This is a genomic window from Blastopirellula marina (assembly GCF_002967715.1).
Classification (GTDB): Bacteria; Planctomycetota; Planctomycetia; order Pirellulales; family Pirellulaceae; genus Bremerella; species Bremerella marina_B.
Map to the genome: position 1 here is coordinate 85,257 of NZ_PUIA01000094.1, position 25,420 is coordinate 110,676.

The window sequence follows — 25,420 nt, forward strand, 5'->3', positions numbered from 1 at the left end:
AAGATTCGCATCTATGACGCACGCTTGGCACGACGTGACCCCCGGTGAAGACATCCCAAGGGAATTCTGTGCGGTCATTGAGATCCCGACAGGGTCCAGCATCAAGTACGAGTTGGACAAAGACACGGGCCTTTTGCGAATGGACCGTATGCTGTATTCGGCCGTTCACTATCCGGCCAACTACGGATTTGTGCCGCAAACACTGGCCGAAGACGACGACCCGCTCGATGTGCTGGTTTTGTGCCAGGAACCGGTTGCCCCTTTGACGCTGATCACCGCCCGGGCTGTGGGCCTGATGACGATGGTCGATAGCGGCAAACTCGATCATAAGATTATCGCCGTCGCTGTGACCGATCCGGAATATTCTTCCTACAATGAAGCGATTGATCTGCCTATTCATCGCCGAAACATGTTGCGGCGCTTCTTCCAAGACTACAAGATGTTGGAAGGGAAATCGGTTGAGGTCGACGAGATCCTGCCATCGGAATTGGCTCTGCCGATCATCAACGAAGCCCTGGAACGCTATAGCGAACAGCGTCGCCGCGGATTTTATCGAAAGTAAGCGTCGTATCCTTTGCGGCGCAATAATTGCATAAAGTTGCGCGAATATTGGGTGGGGCGGATACGCATTGGCTTGCGTACTCGCGACGTAAACCGTTATCGTTCGAACGCCACCGACTAAAACATCCCCAATGCTTTTCTTCCATGGAGAGAAGGTGACCTATGCGTAATGTCATCTGCCTGGTGCTGGGCGGAGGCCGTGGAACGCGGCTGTACCCGTTGACCAAATACCGCTCGAAACCAGCCGTGCCGCTGGCGGGCAAGTACCGCTTGATCGATATCCCCCTCTCCAACTGCTTGAACAGCCAGATGAACCGCATCTATGTGCTGACGCAGTTCATGTCGGTCAGTTTGCACCGCCACATCCGCCAAACCTACCGCTTCGACCACTTCAATGGTGGTTTTGTCGAACTGTTGGCCGCTCAGCAGACTGCCAGCGAAGGTTCAGACTGGTACCAAGGCACCGCCGACGCGGTTCGCAAGAATCTGCGATACATCCAGCAGCACGGCATCGATTATGTCCTGATTCTCTCAGGCGATCAGTTGTACCGCATGGACTATCGCGAGATGCTCGACTCGCACATCGAATCAGGTGCCGACGTCTCGATCGCCGGTTTGCCGGTTCACTCGAAGGACGCCAGCGGTTTGGGCATCATGAAGATCGACGAGACCGGTCGTGTGAACGGCTTCGTCGAAAAGCCCAAGACCCCCGAAGAACTGGCCCACGTGCGAACCGATCCAGCCTGGATCGATGCCCGTGGCATTCAGTCCAACGGTCGTGACTGCCTGGCGAGCATGGGTAACTACCTGTTCAACCGCGACACACTGGTTGAACTGTTGGAAAAGACCGACTACCAGGACTTCGGTAAAGAGATCTTCCCGGCAGCGATTCGTGCGAAAAAAGTGCAGATGCACATGTTCGACAGCTACTGGGAAGACATCGGTACGATCAAAGCGTTCTACGAATCGAACCTCGCCACGCTGGCCCCGACGCCTCCGTTCGAGTTTGTCGAAGAAGACGCGCCGATCTTCACCCGTGCTCGCTTCCTGCCACCAACGATGGTCATGGAAAGCATGATCACCAATAGCATGATCGCTGACGGCTGCCAGATCGGCAAAGGCTGCACGATCAAGAACAGCGTGATTGGCCTGCGTAGCGTGATCGAAGAAAACGTCACCATCGAAGACTCGGTGCTGATGGGCTGCGACTACTACGCGACTCGCATGGAAACCGAAGCCGATGAATCGTGCGGCCGACCTCGCATGAAGATCGGTTCCGGCAGTGTCATCAAGGGAGCCATCGTCGACAAGAATTGCCACATCGGCAATAACGTCCGCGTGGTGAAAACCGACAACCTGGAAGACAAGGAATACCCGGAAGGGGTCACCATCGTCGACGGCATTCCTTGCATCGAAAAAGGTGCCTGCCTACCCGATGGCTGGACGCTGACCTAGACGAAGCGTCCTCTGACAAGATCTCTAATCCCCTCTCCCACGCAGGGAGAGGGTTACCGTGAGAGATTCTCCGCGTCCCCACTCTCGTTCAGTAATGTTTCTACCTTGGTGCGATTAATCTGAATCGCGCCCAGCATGGCCAATGGCAACGCCACGAAGTTCGCTACTTCAAACCATATCGGATACGGCAGCATCCATTGGTTAAATCCTACTGCGATCAAAAGTAGCGATCCGACTAGTAGCGACGCCACCAGGCCGCCGATCTTTCGCGAGACCCATGTACTGCTAAATAAAATCAGCGCCCACATCGGCACAACCACAGCCAGTACCCAGCCAGGGTACTTTTCGACGTGCGCGCAGATTTCCTCTTCCGTCCCCTCAAAACCTTCGGGAAACGGATGCACTACTGCGCTGAATAGCTCGACACCAATGACCAAGACAAACGCAAGTGCCAGGCCTGCGATAACACCAATCACCACGCGTAGAAACATTATCATCGAAGCCCTCTTTCCCTTCTAAATATCTAACAGTCGGCCACTACATTTCCACAACGCCGTCCGGCAACTGATCGCGAATCAGGTTTAACTTGACACCATACTTCTGCAAGGCTTTCACACCGGCGAGTACCATGAAAATCCACCCATCGAGTCGATCGCTTCTCTTCATATCTCCACTGCATGCGGATGTGGCGGTTCTCTTCCTGTTGCGACCAGGCCTTACTATCAACGCTATGCTGGCGGGGCGTCGCCCGGGAAGGAATGAGATTTCGCCCAAGCCTCCAGCGAGCGCATGTACTTTCGCCTCGGCCAAAATACTTCCGTCCGTAGTAGCGAAAGAACGACAATCGCCAAGTCCGTGTGTGCCTGCTGCTGGAAGTGATACGCGTCAATCAACTGAGCCAGGATGTGTAGGCCAAGTTTTTGGCAACGTTCACGCTCATCCTTCAAGAGTTGCAGCAACTGCTCGTCGGTCGGACGGCAAGCAGCGATGAGGCAGGCCGCGTCCTGGGGCCACAACTGATAAGCGTGGAATGCCTGAACCAGATGCGACACCAACGCGGTCGCATCTTGAATCGCGAGCTTCTCAATCAGCAGGACTTGCTGACTGAGAAATTGCGGGGCTTCGATCACACTCTGAACGAGCTGACTAGCATTCATAGGCTGGCCCTACCCGCTTTGCTATCGGAACCGTCAGGGAATCGTGATCGTCTTCATACGGATTCGCCGCTCACCTACGAGTACTTTGTCCACCTCGCCAAAGGTGATCTTCGAAGCCAGTTCGTTCAGATCGCCGTCGTATGGAAACAAGAAGACATAGCTATCAACATTGGGATCGAAGAAGCTGGAATAAGACATGTTGATCATAAGAGGGCCCAAAACTTTCCCAATCTCTTTGGTCTGATCGACACTGATCTTCTTGTGCTCTAAGCGTACGAGCTTATCCCCATAATCCTTCTCTAACTGCTTTCTAAAATCCTCACCGGATGGTCTACGACTGGGTCCCCAATTAGGCATCATGCCTGGTGGCGGTGGATTCGTCCGCCCCAAGGAGGGCTCATTGCGTTGATTCGGGGTCGATCCACCGAATGGCGGGCTTGGGTTCGGACCATCAGCCGGTGGCACATAAATCCCTTCATCGTTCGCCCCGCCTTGACTACGCGGCGGCGCGAACGCCCCCTCGCTTCTTGCCCCGCCTTGGTTTTGCGGTGGCCCAAATCCTCGATCGTTCCAAGGTGCCCCTGGGCCACGCGGACCGCCCGCTACATTGTTGCCGGGGGACGACCCCTGGCCTGAGCCGGGCGAGGCAAAAACTGTCGAGAACGCAATGATGACCACAACCGAAACGCCGACCACTCGCGCCGATCCAAGCAGAATAGGTATAAGGTCGAAGCCCCCAGGCGAGTTGCTCTTTTGCTTGGCAGGCAATGCTCCTAGCGAAGGCGCTGACGTGGCTGATTCCGAACTCGGAAAGTCGCCAAACAGATCACCCCCACCGAAAGAATCTCCTCCAAACGGATCATCTGCCGCGCTGCTGGGTATCAGAGACAGGTCATCCTCCGGAGGTGGAGTGGCCCCCTGAATCTCTGCAACGAACTTCTGCGAGCACTTCTTACACGTGACTCGCCGCCCGGCAAGTTTGTCGTCGGCAACGGGATACTTGGTACTGCAATTCGGACAGACAATATGAAGCTTGGCCATGATCACCCATTCGCAAGATCGAGATTCAATCGACCTGGATTATAGCCACCAGAATTGGCCTGCTCCACTCCATCCTTTTGAGTGCCCCATAGAAGGTTACCCCAATTCCCAACGACGAAAAAGAAAGCCCCCTCGCAATCTGGTATCGCGAGGGGGCTTTTATACATTTCGAGAGTGGCTCGGATGACTAAGGAGCCATCAACAGCTTGCTGGGGTTCTCCAGCAGGCTCTTGACGTCGTTCAGGAATCGCTGGGCCGTGGCACCATCGACCAGGCGGTGATCGTACGACAGGCTCAGCGGCATCATCAGGCGAGCAACGATTTGGTCTTTCACAACGACCGGCATCTTTCGCGAGCGGCCAACCAACAGGATGGCAACTTCCGGGACATTGATGATTGGCGTGCTGTAAGTACCGCCGATAGCTCCCAGGTTGCTGATCGTGAAGGTCCCACCTTGGATGGCCGACATTTCAAACGTGTTGCCACGAATGTCGGAAGCCGTTTGCTGAAGGCTACGAGCGATGTCGGGAATCGACATGCGATCGGTGTTCTTCATATTCGGCACGAGCAGACCACGATCGGAATCGACGGCAATACCGACGTTCACGTAATCTTTGTAGATGACCTGTTCCTGTTCCATGTCGATCGAGGCGTTCAGTTCCGGATGCTCACGCAAAGCAACGGCAACGGCCTTGATCAAAAACGGCATAGTGGTCAGCTTGACACCAGCCTCGGCGTAGTCGTCTTTGCTTTGCTGACGCAGTTCTTCGAGGGCCGTGATGTCGGCGTCGTCGAAGTTGGTAACCCGCGGAGCAGTCGTCCAGCTCTTGCTCATCTGAGCAGCGGTGACCTTGCGGATCTTCTTCATCTTCTCGATGCGAACCGGACCGTACTTGTCCTGGTTGGCTTCGCCGGTGAGCGATGGCAAAGCGCCCGTCGCAGGGGCCGCGGAAGCCGCACCCGACTTGGCGGCCGATCCTCCTTGGTTCAAATCTCGAACGGTACGCAGAACGTCATCACGTTCGATGCGACCATTGGGACCCGAACCGGTAACGTTGCGCAGATCGACACCTACTTCGCGGGCAAAGCGACGCACGGCCGGCCCGGCTGGCACGCTGTCGTCGGCGCTAGGTGCTTCGGCAACTGGGGCTGGTGCCGGGGTAACTGGCTTGGGTGGTGCCACTGGCTTAGTAGGCTGAGGAGCCGCTTTAGGTTCTTCGCGAACCGGAGCTGGCTCGACGGCCTTAACCGGAGCCGGAGGGGCTTCTGGTTCAGGGGCCTTTTCTTCCTGAGGTGGTGCAGCGACAGGAGGTGCCGAAGAACCAGCGGAGCCGGCGGCTTCCAGGGTCACGATCGGCGCGTGAACAGCTACGGTATCGCCCGTCTTGACGTGGACCTTTGCAATCTTGCCCCCTTCGGTGCTGGGAACATCGACCGTGGCCTTATCGGTTTCGATTTCGATCAGGGTTTGTCCCTTTTCGACCGTATCGCCCACCGAAACATGCACGGCCAGCACGTCTCCCGATTCAATTCCATCGCCCAGATCAGGCAGTTGTACGTCTATTGCCATGGTGAATAACCTTGCTTGGAATGCGTATTTCAAGTCGCATGGAAAAGCGGTCGTCGGCCAGGGGTCTGTCCGACCGACGATGCTGCCAATATGCCGTTAGGCAAAATATGGGTTTGGCTTTTCCGCGTCGAAGTTCAAATCTTTGATCGCCTGAGCCACTTCGGTACGCTCGATCTTGCCGGTGCGAGCCAACTCGTAAAGCGTGGCAATGACCACCGATTCGGCATCGACCTCGAAGTGACGACGCAGCGCTTCGCGAGTTTCGCTGCGTCCCATACCGTCGGTTCCCAGAGCAACCATGTTGCCAGGCAGGTAAGGACGGATCTGTTCGCCCCATGCCCGGACATTGTCGGAAGCCGAGATAAACGGACCTTCGACGCCGTCCATGACGGTTTCGATGTACGACTTCTTCGGCTCTTCGGTGGGATGGAACATGTTCCAACGTTCGCACGACTGGGCATCGCGACGCAACTCGGTGTAGCTGGTAACGCCCCAGACATCGCTGGCGATGTTGTACTTCTCAGCCAGAATCTGAGCAGCATCGAGCACGCAGCGAGTGATCGTTCCGCTACCCATCAGCTGAACCTTCGCACGCGGCTTGTCGGCCTCTTGCGTTTTCAGCTTGTAAATACCGCGAATGATTCCCTCTTCAGCACCTGCAGGCATCTCGGGCATCACGTAGTTTTCGTTGCCTACGGTGATGTAGTAGATGGCCGTTTCGCCCTGTTCGTACAGCTTTTTCATCCCGTCGAGGGTGATGACAGCCGTTTCATAGGCATAACAGACGTCGTAGGAACGAACCGTTGGGAAGGCGATCGCGTTCAGATGGCTGTGGCCATCCTGGTGCTGCAAACCTTCGCCGTTGAGGGTCGTACGACCTGCGGTACCGCCGATCATGAAACCTTTGGCACGGGTATCAGCTGCACACCAGACCAGGTCACCGATCCGCTGGAAGCCGAACATGCTGTAGTAAATGAAGAACGGAATCATGTTGATGCCGTGTTGCGAGTACGCATTGCCCGCCGAAATAAACGACGACATCGACCCCGCTTCGGTGATCCCTTCTTCCAGGATCTGACCGTCTTTGGCTTCCTTGTAATACATCAGCTGATCGGAGTCGACCGGCTCGTACAACTGCCCCGAGTGGGCATAAATACCGACTTGGCGGAACATCCCTTCCATACCGAAAGTACGCGATTCGTCAGGGACGATCGGCACGATGTTCTGACCGATGTTCTGGTCCTTGCACAGCTTGGAAAGCAGGCGGACAAAACCCATCGTGGTCGACATTTCTTTCCCCTTGCTGCCACCGAGGAATTCTTTGTATTCCTCCATGGTTGGGATGGTCGACGTGGGATGAGTGGTCGGACGCGAAGGAACCGGGCCCCCCAGTTCTTGACGTCGCTTCTTCAGGTAACGCATTTCAGCGCTATCTTCCGGCGGACGGTAGAACGGAGCTTTCACGACTTCTTCATCCGAGATCGGAATGCTGAAGCGTGTGCGGAACTCTCGCAGTTCTTCTTCGTTGAGCTTCTTCTGGTTGTGGGTGACGTTGCGGCCTTCGCCAGCTTCGCCCAGACCATAACCCTTGATCGTCTTGGCGATGACGACGGTCGGCTTCCCTTTGCATTCGGTCGCCGCTTTGTAGGCTGCGTAAACCTTTTCAGGATCGTGACCACCACGAGTCAGCTTCTGCAGCTTTTCGTCGGAGTAGTTCTTCACCAGTTCCAGCAACTCGGGATACTTGCCGAAGAAGTGCTTGCGAATGTATTCGCCCGATTCGACAACGTACTTCTGGTACTGACCGTCGACGACTTCTTCCATTCGCTTGACCAGAAGGCCCGTCTTGTCGGCTTCCAGCAGCGGATCCCAGTCGCTTCCCCAAACCACCTTGATGACGTTCCAGCCGGCACCACGGAAGACCGCTTCCAGTTCCTGGATGATCTTGCCGTTACCACGAACTGGACCGTCGAGACGCTGCAGGTTGCAGTTGATGACCCACGTCAGGTTGTCGAGTTGTTCGCGCGAAGCGAGGCTGATCGCACCCAAGGTTTCCGGTTCATCGCATTCGCCGTCACCGAGGAACGCCCAGACGCGTGTCTTGCTGGTGTCTTTCAAACCCCGGTCATGCATGTAGCGATTGAAGCGAGCCTGATAGATCGAGCAGATCGGTCCCAAGCCCATCGAAACGGTTGGAAATTCCCAGAAATCTTCCATCAGCCATGGGTGCGGATAGGACGAAAGCCCCATTTCCGGCTGCAATTCACGGCGGAAGTTCTCGAGGTTCTTTTCGGTCAAGCGTCCTTCGACGAACGCCCGCGAGTAAATACCCGGGGAAGCGTGCCCCTGGAAATAAACCTGGTCCCCTTCGTAGCCGCTTCCACGACCACGCAGGAAGTGATTGAAAGCGACTTCCACCAGCGTAGCACTTGAAGCGAACGTACTGATGTGACCACCCAGGCCCTCAAAGTTCTTGTTGGCCCGCGTCACCATCGCCATCGCGTTCCAGCGGATGATGCTCTTGATGCGGCGTTCAAATTCTCGGTTACCCGGGTACGCCGGCTGATCGGAGGAATGAATCGTATTGATGTACGGCGTGTTGGCAGCAAACGGCACATCCACGCCGCGTGCGTGAGCTCGATTCTCTAAAGCCGAGAGAAGAAAGCGAACCCGATCATCCCCTTTTCCTTCCAGAACGTAGTCGAGCGAGTCGAGCCACTCTTGCGTTTCCGCCGGGTCCACGTCTTGGGAAAAGGTCGACGGGTTGTTCCGCATCAAGTTCTCTTCGGCAGGCATCATTTTGGCGTTCGCCATGCAACTTCCCTTTTTTCAGTCCGTTGCTTTGCGCCAGGGAAAAATCTCGTTCGTCGCGACTTCATTGCGCGACGCTCTTCTGGCGAAGCAACCCTCGATTAACTTATCTCAAAGATCAATCTCGGTTTAGGCCCGAGGCGGGCTTCGAGTCTGAATTCTACCGCGCTGACCGTATTTGTCAGCGAGTGGTAGGCGAACCCTCTCCGTCTTCTGCAGTCAGCAGAATCGGCATAAGCCCAATTAAAACTACAAGTTGTTTAAGGACAAGACGTTACGACTTCTTCTTTGGCTTGTAAATTTCGGTAGCGGTTCCGAAAAATACCTCACCAGCGTTCATAACCGTCTCGCTTAGGGTCGGATGCGGGTGAATTGTCGAGGTCAGATCAAAGACTTCGGCTCGCATTTCCAGTGCCAAAACGGCTTCGGAAATCATCTCACCGGCCCCAGGTCCGACAATACCGCAGCCCAAAACGCGTTGGGTCTCAGGATCGATGATCCACTTGGTCAACCCATCGGTACGCCCCAATGCTTGGGCACGTCCGCTGGCAGCCCATGGATACATGGCCACTTCGACCTTCTTACCCATGGCTTTGGCTTCTTCTTCCATCAGACCAGCCCAGGCAATTTCTGGATCAGTGAAGATCACGGCCGGAATCGCAGCAGGCTCGAAGGAAACCGGGTGGCCCAGAATGGCCTCGACGGCGGCACGACCTTCGTGCGTTGCTTTGTGAGCGAGCATTGGGTTGCCGGTCACGTCGCCAATGGCCGAGATCTTCGGATCAGCCGTGCGAAGCTGCTTATCGACCCCAATGAAACCTCGCTTGTCGACAACGCACTGCGTGTTTTCCAGGCCAATTCCCTTGGTGTTCGGCCAGCGACCGATCGAAACCAGGACGCGGTCATACTTGAATGTGCCGAACTTGTTTGGACCTTCGAAGGCAACTTCGACCTTGCCGTCGCGATCGCCCAGCGAACCGACCTTGGTGTTGGTGAAGATACGACCCTCGAACAATTCTTCCAGCTTCTTGGCCAGCGGTTTGACCAGGTTACGGTCGGCACCCGGTAGAAGTCCATCGGTCAACTCGACGACACTGACCTTGGTACCCAGGTGGGCGTACACAGTGCCCATTTCCAGGCCGATATAGCCACCACCGATCACCAGCATGGTTTCGGGAATGTCTTGCAGCTCCAGAGCGCCGGTCGAGTCCATCACCCGTGGCGAGTCGATCTGAAAAGCGGGCGGCATGGCAGCCACCGAACCCGTGGCGACAATCGCGTGATCAAACGTCAGCTTACCCCCTTCAGGAATGGAAGGATCGTCCCCTTCCAGTTCGAGCGTGCTCGAATCGATGAAGCTGGCTTTGGCCTTGATGACGGTCACATTTCGCTTCTTGGCGAGTTGCCCCAGGCCGGTCGAAAGGGACTTAATCACCCCTTCTTTGCGAGCACGCAGCTTGTCGAGCTCGATCTGTGGTTCACTGAAGGTGACACCCCAGTCCTTGTTTAGTTCGTGAACTTCGTCAATCACGCGTGCTACGTGCAAAAGCGCCTTGGATGGGATACATCCACGCAGCAAACACGTTCCCCCGAGACGCGGTTCTTTTTCGATGAGGGTGACTTCCATTCCTTCGTCGGCAGCCAAAAAAGCTGCTGCGTAGCCCCCAGGACCACCACCGATGACCGCCAATTGGGTATGAGCCATGATGTCTCTCTAGCAAATTTACTAAGGCAAAATTGAGTTACTGACCTGAGATGCGGTAGTGGGGAGATGCTTCTCAAGTTCCACAGGTAACAGTGGCACATTGAACCAAAAAAAAAGGGACTCCGCGACGGGCTGTCGTGCCGGAATCCCTCTGAAATCTGCGAATTGCCGAAAAAGTGATTTCGGAAATTAACGCGACATGAATTCGACCACCATGTTCACGTCCACCGGCAGGCTGAAATCTTCAGGACCTGGAACGGCGTCGTAGGTCACCGACAGGGTTTCCGGATCGGGTGACAGGAACGCTGCTGGTTCACCGGAAGCATCGCCGTGGATGCTGCGATACAGAATCTGCAGCTTTTCACGGTTGCGGACGCTAACCACGTCGCCGGGACGCATCTGGTACGATGGCTTGTCAACCTTCTGGCCGTTGACCAGGAAGTGACCGTGCACGATACCCTGGCGAGCCTGGCAGCGAGTCAGTGCCAGACCGGCACGACGGACGATGTTGTCCAGGCGGCGTTCGCACAACGACAACAAGTTTTCACCCGTGTTGCCCTTGCTGTGCTTGGCGTGGGCAAAATAGCGACGGAGCTGCTTTTCACCAATGCCGTAATAATGCTTGATCTTTTGCTTTTCCATCAAAGCAGCACCGTAGTTGGACGGGCGCTTTGGACGATTGTGCATACCTGGGGGATTAGGCCGGCGGTCAGCAGCACGCATAGCGCCGCGACTTTCATAAATCATGGCACCGAGACGACGGTTGATTTTGGCCTTGGGACCTGTGTAATGGCCCATGTGCGGTTCACTCCTAAGAATTCGATTTCCAGGAATCACCATACCGCAGTTAAGCGACGAAAACGTGATTCCTACATCCACGTTTGTTCCCTGGTCAATACTTTAGACCGGGTGGAAACCACACATTGTGCCGCACCTAACCACCTTTGACAAGGGGCTCATCCGGCCCTTAAGTGAAATTCAAAGTCCCCCCTGAATGCCGTAAACCCCACCCCAACTCTCTGGTTCAACCCTTTTCCTGCGATTAAAGTCGATAAAAACATGATGTATCGTGACATGAAACTTTGTATTCTGGAGAATCATCAGTGAGACTGATGTGAGTCCCGCCGGCCGTGTTCATGGCCACCTCTCTACTAGACTTTCTTGCCTGAAGGATTTTCTGCATGAGAAAACCAGTTCTAAGTCGCCGCTCCTTTCTCCAAACATCTGCTGCAGCTGCCATGGTTGCCGGAACAGGTTTCCACCAGCTTGCCGCGGCCGCTGAGTCGAAGTCTGCGAACGAGCTATTGGATATCGCGTGTATCGGTGTTCAGAACCGTGCCTCGGCCAATGTCAGTGGCGTTAGCGGCCAGAACCTGGTCGCGCTGTGCGATATCGACGACGGCTACTTGAACAAGGCATTGAATCAATACAGCAAGCACAAGTCGAAGAAATACAACGACTTCCGAGTTCTGCTGGACAAAGAGAAGAACATCGATGCCGTCGTAGTCAGCACGCCGGACCATACGCACGCCCCGGCTTCGATGTGGGCGATGCAGCTAGGCAAGCACGTCTACTGCGAAAAGCCGATGACCCACACGGTTCACGAGGCCCGCGAGATGACCAACTTCGCGGTCAAGAACAAGCTGGCCACGCAGCTCGGTACCCAGATTCACGCAGGCAACAACTATCGCCGCGTGGTCGAAGCCATTCAATCAGGTGCCATCGGCAACATCCAGCACGTTGATGTCTGGGTTGGCAAAGGCTGGGGGGGAGGTACCGTTCCTACCGATACGCCACCGGTTCCCAAGGGAGTGCACTGGGATCTGTGGCTCGGCCCAGCAGCCGAGCGTCCCTATTCGCCGGTCTACATGCCAGCCCAGTGGCGACGCTGGTGGGACTTCGGTGGTGGTACACTCGGCGACATGGGCTGCCATTACATTGACGTGGTCTTCTGGGCACTCAAACTGAAGTACCCCACCAAGATCTCGGCCGAAGGCCCCGAGCCAGATGCCCATACGGCACCGCTCGGCTTGACCGTGAATTACGATTTCCCCAAAACCGATGTCGCTCCGGCCGTCACCATGAAGTGGCGCGACGGCGATCACTGTCCGAAAGAAATCAACGGACACAAGGTCCCTGGTTCCGGCGTGATGCTCCATGGCGACAAGGGGATGATGCTGGCCACCTACGGCGACTTTAAACTGCTGCCGCAGGAAGACTTCCAGGACTGGAAAGCCCCTGAAGAAAGCATACCCAATTCCATTGGTCACTACGAGGAATGGATCAAGGCCATCAAGGAAGGCACACCCACAACGTGTAGTTTCGACTACAGCGGCCCACTGACCGAAACGGTTCTGCTAGGCAACGTCGCCTACCGCAGCGGTGGACCAATCGAATGGGACGCCAAGGCCCTGAAGGTCACCAACAACGACTCGGCGAACCAGTTCATCGAGCGAAAGTACCGCGAAGGTTGGCGGATCTAGAGGTCGCCTTGGTAAAACAACGAAGCCCTGGACATACAGCCCAGGGCTTTTTTATTTCTTGGATCACCGATCGGCCGACCTAATCAACAAACGGTGGATCCGCCGGATACAAGGCCACTTCAATCGTGTGCCCGTCAGGATCTTGAAAGAACGTCTGATGCACGTTGCCGGCATTAACCCGCTGGATGAACTCGATGCCGTGCTCGTTGAGGATATCGACCAGGTCGCTGTTGTCGTCGACGGCGAATGCGTAGTGATTCGCGCGGGAGTTCGGGTTGTCGCCGTACTCTCCGAGGTGATCCGTTTCCAGGATATGTATCTGAATGCCATATCCCACCAGCCATGCTCCGGGGAAATTGAACGGAGGGCGTTCAACTTCGCGAAAACCGAGGACGTCGCGGTAGAAACCGCAAGCAACGCGGGCATCGCGCACGGCCAGGGCCAGGTGATTCAAGTTCTTAATGGGGATCGGGCGGGGCATGGTGCAAGCTCTTGCGAGGGACTTGTTGTTGTTCCGTTTTAACATAACCTAGCCAAATACCCTCTCGCCATGGGTACAGTTGCCACTGTCACCAAACGGTTGTTTAGCTGTTAGCGATTTCCAGCAAACATCCGCGAACTTTGTTGGCGGATAAGGCCTGTTTGGCATTCGCTTGCGGCGTGTCGGCGTTACAATCAGGGATTGGTCAATGTTCAACTTTGCGCAGAGGCTCCTTTAGGTTCGTTTCATGAAAGCGCTCGTCAAGCGTCACGCGGAAAAGGGATTGTGGCTGGAAGATGTCCCGGAACCAGCCATCGGCATCAACGATGTTCTGATCAAGGTCCTCAAGACTGGTATCTGTGGAACGGATCTCCACATCTACAAATGGGATGCCTGGGCGAAGAAAACCATTCCGGTACCGATGGTCGTCGGGCACGAGTTCGTCGGTGAGATCGTCGAAGTAGGCTCGAACGTCGGCATCTTCGAGCCTGGCCAGATTGTCAGTGGCGAAGGACACGTCGTCTGCGGTCAGTGCCGTAACTGCATGGCCGGACGTCGCCATCTTTGCTCGGAAACCGAAGGAATCGGCGTCAATCGTCCCGGCGCATTTGCCGAATACATCTCGATTCCCATGACCAACGTCTGGCATCATGCCGACGACATTCCGCTAGACGTGGCTTCGATCTTCGATCCCTTCGGCAACGCGGTTCACACGGCCCTGACCTTCCCCGTGCTGGGCGAAGATGTCCTGATTACTGGTGCCGGTCCCATCGGCTGCATGGCCGCCGCCGTTTGCAAGCACGCCGGAGCACGCTTCGTCGTGGTGACCGACGTGAACCCATGGCGACTGGAACTGGCCAAGAAGCTGGGCGCGACCCGCGTTGTCGACGTCCGCAACGAGAAGCTCTCGGACGTGCAAAAAGAGCTGGGCATGCACGAAGGCTTCGACGTCGGCCTGGAAATGTCAGGCAATGACGTGGCCTTCCGCGATATGATCAAAAACATGTGCCATGGCGGCAAGATCGCGATGCTCGGCATTCCCCCTGAAGACATCGCCATCGACTGGAACGATGTCATCTTCAACATGCTGACCATCAAGGGCATCTATGGCCGCCAGATGTACGAAACCTGGTATCAGATGACCGTGCTGCTGCAAGGCGGTCTCGACCTCGACCCGGTCATCACGCACCGTTTGCACTACACCGAATTTGAAAAAGGCTTCGAGGCAATGTTCTCCGGACAATCGGGGAAGGTTGTGCTCGATTGGACGGAAAAATAATCCCTCACCCTAGCCCTCTCCCTTCGAGTGAGAGGGGACAAGAATTGTTGAGAAATTGCGATGTGGAATGAAGAAGTAAAGTCGCGTTATTCGGGCATCCTCGACGAAATCCGTGAAGCAGGTCTCTACAAGAGCGAACGCACGATTCTTTCGCCGCAGAAGTCGAAGATCGACCTGCCACAGCAGCAACATGTGCTGAACATGTGCGCGAACAACTATCTCGGTCTGTCCGATCATCCCGAGATCATCGCCGCCGCCAAGGAAGGTCTCGATCGCTGGGGTTACGGGCTTTCCTCAGTTCGTTTCATCTGCGGTACGCAGCAGTCGCACGAGCAACTGGAAGACGAGATCACCAAGTTCCTGGGCATGGAAGACACGATCCTCTATTCGTCCTGCTTCGATGCCAACGGCGGACTGTTCGAAACGATCCTTGGCCCGGAAGATGCCATCCTTTCCGACGAGTTGAATCACGCCAGCATCATCGACGGCGTTCGCCTCTGCAAAGCGCAACGGTTCCGTTACAAGAATAACGACATGGCCGATCTCGAGGCCAAGCTGAAAGAAGCTGCCGGTGCCCGCGTCAAGCTGATCGCGACCGACGGTGTGTTCAGCATGGACGGCTACATTTGCAACTTGCCGGACCTGTGCGACCTGGCCGATAAGTACGGCGCGATGGTCATGGTTGACGACTCGCATGCCGTGGGCTTCATGGGCAAGACCGGCAGAGGAACGCACGAGCATCACGATGTGATCGACCGCATCGACATCATCACCGGCACGCTTGGCAAAGCGCTCGGTGGTGCTTCAGGCGGTTACACCAGCGGTCGGAAGGAAATCGTCGACTTACTGCGTCAACGCTCGCGTCCTTACCTGTTCTCCAATACGCTGGCCCCGCCGATCGTGGCTGGCTCGCTGAAGGCCTTAGAGCTGATCCAAAGCTCGACCGCACTCCGCGACAAACTGGAAGCCAACACCAAGTTCTTCCGCGAAGAGATCGCTAAGCTGGGTCTCGATGTCCTGCCAGGCGAGCACCCGATCGTGCCGGTGATGTTTTACGACGCCAAGGTCGCGGCCGAGTTCTCGGAACGACTCCTCAAGCGGGGAATTTACGTGATTGGATTCTCGTACCCGGTCGTTCCGCAAGGGAAAGCTCGCATCCGCACCCAGGTTTCCGCTGGACATTCGATCGAAGAACTGAAGTTCGCCGTCGAGCAGTTCGCCGCTGTGAAACAAGAGCTGGGACTCTAAGTTCCCACAGCTGCCTATGGGAAAACATTCCCCCAAGCTGCGCAAAATGACGCGTAGTTTGGCCCAACCTATTGCCGGGCAACAACTTTAGCCCAGTTGACTAGTCGCCCTAAGGCAACCTAGGATGATCCCTTTCACGACCGATTAAGTTCATCCTCATACCGTTTGTCCATACCTATGCACAAAACGAAGGTCGCCATTGTCGGCTTAGGAACCGTCGGAGCTGGCGTCGCTAAAATCCTACTCGATCACGGCGACCGCACGGCTCGTAACGCGGGCACTACCTTATGGTTAGAGAAAGCCGTCGTGCGCGATCTGAGCCGTGCCCGAGACTGCGAACTACCGGACGGCGTGCTGACAGACGACTTGAGCGAAGTCACAGGCGACCCCGAAATCAAGGTCGTCGCGCAGCTGATCGGGGGGATTGAACCTGCCCGCACCATCATGCTGCAGCTGCTGGAAAGCGGTAAAGATATCGTTACCGCCAATAAAGCTCTGATTGCCGAACACGGTGCCGAGTTGTTTGCCCGCGCACGCGAGCTGGGCCGCAGCATTGCCTTCGACGCCGCCGTGGCTGGCGGGATTCCGATCATCACGAATCTCAGCCAGTGCCTGACCGCCAATCAGGTCAGTTCGCTCAGCGGCATCTTGAACGGCACTTCGAACTTCATTGCTTCAGCCATGGAAGAACAAGAGGCCAGCTACAAGTGGGCCGTCAAAGAAGCCCAGCGTCTCGGCTACGCCGAAGCCGATCCGACGATGGATGTCGACGGGACCGATGCCGCCCAGAAGCTGGCCATCCTCGCGCACATCGCCTTCGGCATCAAAATCGACTGGAAGAAGATCCCCCGCGAAGGGATCGATAAGCTGTTGCCGGTCGACATCCGCTTCGCCAAAGAACTCGGCTATCGTATCAAGCTGTTAGCTTCGGCTCAGCTGAGCGACGACGGCCTGGAATTACATGTCTCGCCATCGCTGATCCGAGCCGGCGAACCGCTAGCCGAAGTACGCGGTCCGTTCAACGCCATCAACGTCGAAGGGGACCAGGTTGGTCCGCTGTTCTACTACGGCCAAGGTGCCGGCCAGAAGCCGACCGCTTCCGCGGTTGTTGCTGATATGATCGACATGGCGGTCGGTCGCACTGCCTTGACGTTCCGCACGCTGAAGCTCTTCACCGAGAATCACAGCGATGTTCAGATGTGCTCGCCCGATAAGATCCGAGGTCGCCACTACTTCCGCTTCAGCGTCGAAGACCGTCCTGGTGTGCTGGCTGAAATTGCTCGCGCGCTGGGTGAAGAAGGCATTTCGATCGCCTCGGTGATTCAGCATGAGCCCGAGAACTTCGACGGCGACACCAAGAGCTACACCCCACTGGTGATCATGACCCACACGGCAACTCAGGGACAAGCGGCTCGCGCGCTGGAAGTGATCAGCAAGATGCCTACCGTCAAACCAGGTGCCCGCAAGATGCTGGTCCAAGACTAGCTTCCATGAAACACTAGACGCTATATCCGTGTGCCACTGGCCTCTGGCCAGTGCTCCGAAAGCGGATTCAAGTTGACAAATGCAACCTAGGTTCGCACTGGTAGGATTCCAGTCGCACTCAAACCCTCGGTCATGCCCAACACAACAAGGAGATTCGGGAAAAATGAAATACGCGATTGTCATTCCCGACGGCTGCGCCGACGAACCGCAAGACTCGCTCGGTGGTAAGACTCCCCTGGAAGCTGCCAACGTCCCGAACATGGATGCCGTGGCCAAAGCTGGCGTCGTCGGTCGAGCCGATAACGTTCCGGCCCATCTGCCGGCCGGTAGCGACGTGGCCAACTTGAGCCTGCTCGGCTACAACCCGCTGGAATACTTCACAGGCCGTGCCCCACTGGAAGCCGCTGCCCAAGGTATTCAGCTGGGTGCCGATGACTGGGCAGTTCGCTGCAACCTGGTCACCATCGAAGACCAAATAATGAAGAGCTTCACCGCCGGACAGATCTCGTCGGAAGAAGCCAAAGCCCTGCTGCAAACGGCCCAAGAGAAGCTGGCCGGCCCTGGCGTCGAGTTTCATCCCGGCGTCAGCTACCGCAATCTGCTAATCTACCGGGGCGCGGACCGTCCTGCTCCGTTCACTATGGAAACCCGCACCACGCCGCCGCACGACCTCAGCGACAAGTCAGTCGCAGACAGCTATCCGCGCGGTCTGGGCAGCGACTGGCTTTCCGACATGATGAGCCGCAGCGTCGAGCTGTTCGCCGATCACCCGGTCAACCTGAAACGTATCGCCGAAGGCAAGCCGCCGGCAACCAACATCTGGCTGTGGGGCCTGGGCCGTCGCCCTGCCCTGACGCCGTTCCACGAACTGTACGGCAAGACCGGTAAGATGATCACCGCAGTCGACCTGCTACGCGGGCTTGCCGCGCTGATCGGCTGGGACCGCATCGAAGTCCCAGGTGCGACCGGCTACACCGACACCGATTACGCCGCCAAGGGACAATACGCGATCAACGCGTTGGATTCCACCGACGTGATCTGCGTGCATGTCGAAGCGACCGACGAAGCTTCGCACGAAGGGGACATCGAGGAAAAGATTAAAGCCCTGGAAGCGATTGACGGAAAGATCGTCGGCCCGCTGCATGAAGCGCTGAAGAAGTACGGCGAGTATCGCATGATCGTTCTACCTGATCATCCGACGTTCTGCCGCACGAAAACTCATAGCCACGGCTTTGTCCCGCTGACCATGTGTGGCAGTGGCATCGAGGCCGACGCGTTCGAGGCTTACAACGAACGCAACGCCGACGCCTCGTCGCTAAGCTTCGACGAAGGCTGGAAGATGATGCCATACTTCCTCGGCGTATAAACCACTGTCCCAGGCAGTCGCTTAGGTTAGTCAATTTGCCAAGTCGAATTTTATTACGGATGACACGATCCCATGTCATTGATTGTTCAGAAGTTTGGAGGAACCAGCGTCGCCGACTGCGAGAAGATCGTTTCCGCAGCCAGAAAAGCGATCCGCGCTCAGCGAGAAGGTCACCAGGTGGTGATGGTCGTCAGCGCGATGGGCAAGAACACGGACGTCCTGGTCGATCTGGCCCAACAGGTCAGCGACAACCCACCTGCCCGCGAAATGGACATGCTTCTTTCCACCGGCGAGCAGGTCAGCGTTGCCCTGATGGCGATGGCCATCGACGCGCTCGGCTCGAAGGCCGTAAGCCTGACCGGTGCCCAGATCGGCATTCGCACCGACAGCACCCACACCAAGGCCCGTATCCGCTCAATCGAAACTTCGCGTGTGAAGCAGTTGCTCGACGAAGGCAATATCGTCATCGCCGCCGGTTTCCAGGGAATCGACGAAAACCTCAACATCACCACGCTTGGCCGCGGCGGTAGCGATACCACGGCCGTGGCCTTAGCCGCCGTGCTCGATGCCGACTCGTGCGAAATCTACACCGATGTCGATGGCGTTTACACGACCGACCCGCGCGTCCTGCCCGATGCTCGCCGCGTCCCTCAGATTGCCTATGACGAAATGCTCGAACTGGCCAGCCTGGGTGCCGGCGTGATGCACAGCCGCTCGATCGAGTTCGCCAAGAAGTTCGGCGTGCCGATCCACGTCCGCAGCAGTTTCACCGATGTCCCTGGTACGCTGATCGTGCACGACCCGGAATCGAAAACTCGCCCGGTCAGCGGCGCAGCGATCACCAAGAAGGAAGCTCGCATCACCCTGGAAGGCATACCAGACGAACCAGGCGTCTCGCTGGAACTGTTTCGCCGTATCGCCGCCAAAGCGATCTCGGTCGATATGATCGTCCAGAACATCAGCAAGGATGGCAAAGCGAACATCAGTTTCACCGTTCCGCAGAACGAACTGAAGGTGACGCTCGACGCTGTGAAGCAAGCCTCGGAACTGCTTCAGCCTGAGAACATCACCTACGACGATCACGTCTCGAAGGTTTCGGTCGTTGGTCTGGGTATGGCCACACTGCCCGGCGTCGCCAACAAGATGTTCCGCGTCCTTTCCGAAGAAGGAATCAATATCCAGGCTATCTCGACCTCGGAAATCAAGATCTCGGTTCTGGTCAGCCAGGCCGATGCCCAGCGGGCGTTGCAGGCCGTTCACAACGGCTTTGAGCTCGACATCACCCCCGAAGATTCGCCCACCGAAGTCAGCTCAGTACGCGTTCGCGACGTAACCGATCCGGCCATCGTCGTTCAGCGTCTACGCGAAATGGAAGACTTGGCCATCGACGACATTGAACTCGATCGTAGCCAAGCACTGCTGTTGGTTCGCCGCGTCCCAGATCGACCAGGCATCGCTGCCCAGGTCTTCGATGCGGTCGCCTCGAAGGGAATCAACATCGACGTAATTATCCAGAATGTTGGCCGCGATGATTGTGCTAACGTCAGCTTCACCTGCCCCGCTTCCGACTACGAAAAGGCCTACGCGGCCCTGGAAGAAGTCGTGGCTGAGATGGGTGAAGGGGAAGTTGAAGGGAACCGCGAGGCGGCCAAGCTGACCGTCAGCGGTATTGGCCTGCGAAGCCACACCGGAGTCGGTGTCCGCATGTTCAAAGCCCTGAGTAGTGCCGGCATCAACGTCGACCTGATCAGCACGTCGGAAGTCCGCGTGAACGTCATCGTCGACGAAGACGAAGGAGAACCAGGCCTGAAAGCCCTGCAAGCCGCGTTCAAAGACGTCCTGCTGGACACGTGAATGCAACGGCCAGCATCATAATGGCTTTCGCCAACCAAGCGAGAACAAAAATGGCCACCGGAAGCGGTGGCCATTTTTTATGTTTGAGGTGAACCCATAACGTCGCCTAGACTTCCGATTCTTCCAGCACGTGTTCTTCCACGTAGATCGGCAAGTGAGGCTGGCTCGTCACAGCCACGGCGATGGCATCCGACGGCCGGGCATCGATCGAGACCAGTTCGCCGTCGACCTTCACGCGGAGGTTGGCGAAGTAGGTCCCTTCTTTCAGGTCGTTGATGATGACGCTATCGAGTTCACCACCCAGGCGTTCGACGATGCTGACAATCAGGTCGTGCGTTAGCGGGCGAGGCGGGACGAAGTCCTTCACGCGGCGGTGAATGCTGGTCGCTTCGAAGATGCCAATCATGATCGGAAACTGGCGTTCTCCGTCCACTTCCTTCAAGTAGATAACCTGCTGGTCGTTAATCTCGCTGATGATGATCCGCGAGAGTTCCATCTGAATGGGCATAAGGGGATCTGATCTTGCTCAGGGACTTCTCGTTCAGTTCACTCGATTATATCCCTGGAAATTCGCGTGGGAACAGTCCCCAAACTGGTGCGTTACGGCAAATGGCAAGTTCTTATCGGCCTAAAAGGTGTTGCAACCAAAACAGGTCCATTCGCAAAAGTATACAATCCGATTACAGTAGAAAATTGACAACGCCGCGGTAAAGACACCTTCTCTCAGCGGCGACCTGCTTTGGCCCATTTGCCTGCCACATCCAGAACTTAAAGAATTTACCGATATGTTACGCATGTTAGCCCGCCTATCTCTTTTGTCGTGCACGGCACTTCTTCTATTCGGATCGTCATCTCGAGTGGCCGTTGCCGAAGACCTGAACACTCAGATGCTCCGCGCGACAGTGAAACTCAGTCACGAAGATTCTACCGGGACCGGCTTCATCCTCACGCCCAACGACGGCAAAAGCTTCCTGCTGGTCACGGCGAACCACGTTCTCGACACCACCAAAGGCAACGAGACAACGATCATCTTCCGCCAAAAGATCGCTGAGGGAGAATACAAAAAGCTGCCGGTCAAGCTGAACATCCGTAACGATGAGAAGCCTCTGTGGGTAAAACATCCGAGCGAAGATGTCGCTGTGATTGCCGTAACGCCCCCTGAAGGTGCCGACCTGGCGAAGCTTTCGACCGACCTGCTGGCGACTGACGACGCCCTAAAAGAGAACCAGGTTCACCCCGGTCAAACGATGTTCTTCCTGGGCTACCCTCACCGAGAAGAAGCCAGTGCTGCCGGGTTTCCCATCCTTCGAAGTGGGCCAATCGCGACCTTCCCGCTGCTGCCCACCCAGAAGACCAAGACCTTTTACGTGAACGCCAACATCTTCAGCGGCGACAGTGGCGGCCCCGTCTACACGTCGCGCAGTGAAGCTAGCGGCAACGACCCCATGATTATGGGAATCATCCACGGGCAGCGTTTCGTGCATAACACCGTGAAAGGAGACTACATCACGGTCAAGACTCACCACCAGTTTGGTCTGGCGATTGTGGTACACGCGTCGTTTATCATCGAGGCGATCGAGCTTCTGAAACCATCGCAGGCAGGGTCGTAACCCGACCTGCGAGAGTTTACAAGCTCGATTACTTCACGGCGGATTCTCGCAGCTTGGCCAAAACGGCCTGAGTTCGCTCGAGTTCCTGCTTGGCTTGCTCCAGGCTCTCGCGTTCGCGGGCCACAATATCGGCCGGGGCACGAGCCACGAAGCTCTCGTTGCCGAGCTTGTTTTCCTTGCTGGTTACCATTTGCTGAAGCTTCTGAGCGTGCTTTTCGTTCCGTTCGATCTCGGCTTCCACGTCGATGAAGTCCTTCAGGTCGACGAAGATCTCCATGTCGCCCACGGTCATCGTGGCATTCGTTTCCGGCACGGTCACGTCCTTCCCCTGACCGCAGCTCTTGGCATTGGCCATCGACAGGAAGTAGGGGGACATCGTTTCCAGCAGCTTGGCGGTTGGCTCGTCGCAGCGAATGACGAATTCGATTGTGTCCTTCGGAGCGATATTCTGACGGCTGCGAATCTCTCGCAAGCTACCAAGCGTTTCCTGGAACACGGCGAACTGGCGTTCGATCGAGCGGTCTTCCCACTTCGGATCGATTTCGGGCCAGGTCGATTGCATGATGCTTTCGGTCGCCTCGGTTGGCGACTCGATTCCACGCACAGGAGCGATCTTGCCGAGCGTCTGCCAGATCTCTTCGGTGATAAACGGAATGACCGGGTGCAGCAGACGTAGCATCGCATCGAGCACGTACGTGATAACCCGCTGAGCGGCGACCCGCTGCTTCTCATCCTGGAAACGCTCTTTCAAGATTTCCACGTAGAAGCTGCAGAACTCGTCCCAGGCAAAGTCGTATGTCGCTCGGGCCGCATCGGCGTAGCCGTAGCTTTCGTAACTCTTGGTCACCTCTTGGGTGACAGTGTAAAGCCGCGAAAGAATCCAGCGATCTTCCAGCTGCATCTCTTCCGGCAACACGCTGCCTGGCGTGTACCCTTCCAGGTTCATCATCGTGAAGCGAGCCGCATTCCACAGCTTGTTGCAGAAATTACGTCCCAACTCGAAGCGTTCGCTCACCACCGGTCCGCGAGGCAGGGCCTTGTCTTCGGCCGTTTCTGCCCACTGGGTGCTGAATGGCTTGCCGCACTTCTTGCACTCGACGCGTGGCAGCTGACGGTTCTTCTTCGTCTGATCGATCAACGAGTCGCAGTGCGGGCACTCGAACTGCACCGGCATGCGCACGTCCTGCGTTTCGGTGGTCAGGTAGGCCAGACCGAAACGGAGTGAGTCGGCACCGAACTTCTCGATCACGTCCAACGGGTCGACACCGTTCCCCTTCGACTTGCTCATGCGTTCGCCCAAGCCATCCAAGATAGTCGGGTGAATGAACACTTCGCGGAACGGCACTTCTCCCATGTTGTTGATACCGGCCAGCACCATGCGAGCCACCCACAGCGTGATAATGTCGCGGCTGGTGATCAGCGTGCTGGTTGGGTAGTAGTAGGCCAGCTCTGGGGTTTGCTCGGGCCAGCCAAGGGTCGAATGTGGCCACAAGGCCGAGCTGAACCAGGTATCGAGCACGTCCTGCTCGCGGACGAAGCCCATGGCCTCGTACTTCTTGGCCAGCGATTCGTCTTCATCGGCAATGCACACGTGCACCTGGGCGTACGGCATGGCCACGCGGACGGCCCCCTGGATGGTGCCAGTTTTTTCGGCAACTTCCAATTCTTCGTCTCGTTCAACCTGGAAGTTGGCCTTGCCGCTCTTGATGTCAGGATCGGATTCCAACTGGGCGATCAACTTGTCGTGCTCTTCCTTGTAAGCACACTCGATCGACCAGATCGGAATCTGGTGTCCCCACCACAACTGACGGCTCACCGGCCAATCCCGTTTTTCGCTCAACCAGTCGAGGTAGCCGTTGGCGTAGCGAGAAGGGAAGATCTTCACGCGGCCATCCTTCACGGCGTCCATCGCGCTTTGGGCCAGCTGATCCATCTTGATGAACCACTGGTCGGCCAGGTAAGGCTCGATTGGCGTCTTGCTGCGATCGGAATAAGCTAACTCGATCTTGCGGTCTTCGATCTTTTCCAAGAGGCCCAACTTGTCGAGATCATCGATCACAGCCTGCCGCGCCTTGGGAATGGTCAGTCCGATGTACTCACCGGTCGTCTCATTCATCGTGCCGTCGGCATTCAGAATGTTGATCATCGGCAACTCTTGACGACGCCCCACTTCATAGTCGTTGGGGTCGTGGGCCGGGGTGATCTTCACGCAGCCTGAACCGAGTTCCGGCTTGGCCCATTGGTCGGCCACCAGCGGAATTTCACGATCGACCAGCGGCAGCATCAACTTGCGACCATCGAGCGCCATATCACGTAGTTTAATTAGCTGCGGCAGCATTGTCTCGCGGCGCTCGGCAATTTGGTCCAGTTGCTCCTGGATGGCAGGCCTATCCTTACCGGCGGCTTCCTTCAGCTTCACTTTCAGCTCGGCCTCGATTGTATCGAGCGCCTTGACTGGATCGGGATGGACGGCCACAGCCGTATCGCCGAGCATCGTTTCTGGTCGCGTCGTGGCGATCGTCACGAACTTCGGTTCGCCTGGCTGCGGGTCGATCACAGGATACTTGAAGTGCCAGAAACTTCCGTCGGTCGTTTCGTGGAACACTTCGTCATCGCTCACCGCCGTTTGCAGGAACGTATCCCAGTTGACCAGTCGCTTTCCCTTGTAGATCCACTGCTTGGCGAACAGATCGTAGAAGGTCCGACGCACCGCCCGGGCACAAGTATCGTCGAGCGTGAACCGGGTGCGTTCCCAGTCGCAGCTACTGCCCAGCCGCTTGAGCTGGCCAAGAATGCGTTTCTCGTACTGGTCCTTCCAATCCCAGATGCGCTTGACGAGTTCGTCACGTCCGAGATCGTGCCGGCTCTTCTTTTCTGATTCGAAGATGCGGCGTTCCACCACGGCCTGGGTGGCGATACCGGCATGGTCGGTACCAGGCATCCACAGCGTGTTGAAGCCCTTCAATCGCTTGTAACGAATCAACACGTCTTGCAGCGTGTTATTTAACGCGTGCCCCAGATGCAAGGCACCGGTCACGTTCGGCGGCGGAATGACAATCGTGAACGGCTCGCGTGTCGGGTCGGGCTCGCTATGAAAGAATCCCTTTGATTCCCAGTATTCGTAGATTTTTGGCGAGATCGAAAAATCAAATCGATTGGGAATATCCTGAGCGGAGAACGCCACCAGTATGACTCGCTATGTTTTAGTTTTCAGTGTGAAATGTTCGATTCAAGCTTCCTGTCCCCTCGCCCCTTCTGCGAGGGATAGGGGACAGGAAGCGCCAATGCGGAATTCCTTGCCAATTCCGCCTGTT

General features: G+C 56.5%; 20 protein-coding genes. 9 read left to right on the forward strand and 11 right to left on the reverse strand.

Annotated elements, in window-relative coordinates; translation table 11 throughout:
* The first annotated feature begins 13 nt into the window (after positions 1–13).
* Both C5Y96_RS26280 and C5Y96_RS26285 read left to right on the forward strand, forming a co-directional pair.
* Positions 14–562 carry an inorganic diphosphatase gene (locus C5Y96_RS26280; protein ID WP_105359574.1) on the forward strand — a complete coding sequence of 183 codons (549 nt, stop codon included), beginning with the start codon at positions 14–16 and terminating at the stop codon, positions 560–562.
* Between the two features lie 161 nt (positions 563–723).
* Positions 724–2,016 carry a glucose-1-phosphate adenylyltransferase gene (locus C5Y96_RS26285; RefSeq protein ID WP_105359576.1) on the forward strand — a complete coding sequence of 431 codons (1,293 nt, stop codon included), beginning with the start codon at positions 724–726 and terminating at the stop codon, positions 2,014–2,016.
* A gap of 53 nt (positions 2,017–2,069) precedes the next feature.
* Here the strand turns inward: C5Y96_RS26285 and C5Y96_RS26290 are convergent, their stop codons facing one another.
* The 8 genes from C5Y96_RS26290 to rpsD form a co-directional block, all read right to left on the reverse strand.
* Positions 2,070–2,513: a hypothetical protein gene (locus C5Y96_RS26290; RefSeq protein WP_105359578.1), complete on the reverse strand. Its 444-nt coding sequence runs from the start codon at positions 2,511–2,513 to the stop codon at positions 2,070–2,072.
* 40 nt (positions 2,514–2,553) lie between these two features.
* The gene (locus C5Y96_RS28025; RefSeq protein ID WP_261341409.1) at positions 2,554–2,682 is read right to left on the reverse strand and encodes a hypothetical protein; all 129 of its coding nucleotides are present in this window, start codon (positions 2,680–2,682) and stop codon (positions 2,554–2,556) included.
* 62 nt (positions 2,683–2,744) lie between these two features.
* On the reverse strand, positions 2,745–3,173 hold the full coding sequence (locus C5Y96_RS26295; RefSeq protein WP_105359581.1) for a hypothetical protein: 429 nt from the start codon (positions 3,171–3,173) through the stop codon (positions 2,745–2,747).
* Between the two features lie 33 nt (positions 3,174–3,206).
* On the reverse strand, positions 3,207–4,214 hold the full coding sequence (locus C5Y96_RS26300; RefSeq protein WP_105359583.1) for a zinc-ribbon domain-containing protein: 1,008 nt from the start codon (positions 4,212–4,214) through the stop codon (positions 3,207–3,209).
* Positions 4,215–4,401: 187 nt separating this feature from the next.
* Positions 4,402–5,784, reverse strand: a complete 1,383-nt coding sequence (locus C5Y96_RS26305) for a 2-oxo acid dehydrogenase subunit E2 (protein ID WP_105359586.1) — start codon at positions 5,782–5,784, stop codon at positions 4,402–4,404.
* 96 nt (positions 5,785–5,880) lie between these two features.
* A complete protein-coding gene (aceE, locus tag C5Y96_RS26310; RefSeq protein WP_409994439.1) occupies positions 5,881–8,583 on the reverse strand; it encodes a pyruvate dehydrogenase (acetyl-transferring), homodimeric type in 2,703 nt (900 codons plus the stop codon).
* A 286-nt stretch (positions 8,584–8,869) separates the two neighbouring features.
* The gene (lpdA, locus tag C5Y96_RS26315; RefSeq protein WP_105359590.1) at positions 8,870–10,300 is read right to left on the reverse strand and encodes a dihydrolipoyl dehydrogenase; all 1,431 of its coding nucleotides are present in this window, start codon (positions 10,298–10,300) and stop codon (positions 8,870–8,872) included.
* 189 nt (positions 10,301–10,489) lie between these two features.
* The gene (rpsD, locus tag C5Y96_RS26320) at positions 10,490–11,098 is read right to left on the reverse strand and encodes a 30S ribosomal protein S4 (RefSeq protein ID WP_105359593.1); all 609 of its coding nucleotides are present in this window, start codon (positions 11,096–11,098) and stop codon (positions 10,490–10,492) included.
* Between the two features lie 383 nt (positions 11,099–11,481).
* Between rpsD and C5Y96_RS26325 the strand changes: the two genes are divergently transcribed.
* Positions 11,482–12,783: a Gfo/Idh/MocA family oxidoreductase gene (locus C5Y96_RS26325; protein ID WP_105359595.1), complete on the forward strand. Its 1,302-nt coding sequence runs from the start codon at positions 11,482–11,484 to the stop codon at positions 12,781–12,783.
* A gap of 79 nt (positions 12,784–12,862) precedes the next feature.
* Here the strand turns inward: C5Y96_RS26325 and C5Y96_RS26330 are convergent, their stop codons facing one another.
* Positions 12,863–13,264, reverse strand: a complete 402-nt coding sequence (locus tag C5Y96_RS26330) for a VOC family protein (RefSeq protein WP_158261439.1) — start codon at positions 13,262–13,264, stop codon at positions 12,863–12,865.
* A 247-nt stretch (positions 13,265–13,511) separates the two neighbouring features.
* On the opposite strand from C5Y96_RS26330, the gene tdh reads away from it, so the two are divergent.
* From tdh to C5Y96_RS26355, 5 genes are all read left to right on the forward strand, one after another.
* Positions 13,512–14,543, forward strand: coding sequence for an L-threonine 3-dehydrogenase (tdh, locus tag C5Y96_RS26335; RefSeq protein WP_105359599.1), 1,032 nt, complete (start codon positions 13,512–13,514; stop codon positions 14,541–14,543).
* 60 nt (positions 14,544–14,603) lie between these two features.
* Positions 14,604–15,791 carry a glycine C-acetyltransferase gene (locus tag C5Y96_RS26340; protein ID WP_105359602.1) on the forward strand — a complete coding sequence of 396 codons (1,188 nt, stop codon included), beginning with the start codon at positions 14,604–14,606 and terminating at the stop codon, positions 15,789–15,791.
* Between the two features lie 177 nt (positions 15,792–15,968).
* The gene (locus C5Y96_RS26345; protein ID WP_105359605.1) at positions 15,969–17,276 is read left to right on the forward strand and encodes a homoserine dehydrogenase; all 1,308 of its coding nucleotides are present in this window, start codon (positions 15,969–15,971) and stop codon (positions 17,274–17,276) included.
* A gap of 163 nt (positions 17,277–17,439) precedes the next feature.
* Entirely contained in the window at positions 17,440–18,642 is a 1,203-nt protein-coding gene (locus C5Y96_RS26350) for a cofactor-independent phosphoglycerate mutase (protein ID WP_105359607.1), read from the forward strand.
* A 72-nt stretch (positions 18,643–18,714) separates the two neighbouring features.
* On the forward strand, positions 18,715–20,496 hold the full coding sequence (locus tag C5Y96_RS26355) for an aspartate kinase (protein ID WP_105359609.1): 1,782 nt from the start codon (positions 18,715–18,717) through the stop codon (positions 20,494–20,496).
* 106 nt (positions 20,497–20,602) lie between these two features.
* On the opposite strand, the gene C5Y96_RS26360 is transcribed toward C5Y96_RS26355, so the two are convergent.
* Positions 20,603–21,004: a bifunctional nuclease family protein gene (locus tag C5Y96_RS26360; RefSeq protein WP_105359611.1), complete on the reverse strand. Its 402-nt coding sequence runs from the start codon at positions 21,002–21,004 to the stop codon at positions 20,603–20,605.
* A gap of 277 nt (positions 21,005–21,281) precedes the next feature.
* On the opposite strand from C5Y96_RS26360, the gene C5Y96_RS26365 reads away from it, so the two are divergent.
* Positions 21,282–22,106: a trypsin-like serine peptidase gene (locus C5Y96_RS26365; RefSeq protein WP_105359613.1), complete on the forward strand. Its 825-nt coding sequence runs from the start codon at positions 21,282–21,284 to the stop codon at positions 22,104–22,106.
* 28 nt (positions 22,107–22,134) lie between these two features.
* Here the strand turns inward: C5Y96_RS26365 and C5Y96_RS26370 are convergent, their stop codons facing one another.
* Positions 22,135–25,293 (reverse strand): valine--tRNA ligase, encoded by a 3,159-nt coding sequence (locus C5Y96_RS26370; RefSeq protein ID WP_105359616.1) that lies wholly within the window; start codon positions 25,291–25,293, stop codon positions 22,135–22,137.
* Positions 25,294–25,420: the final 127 nt, after the last annotated feature.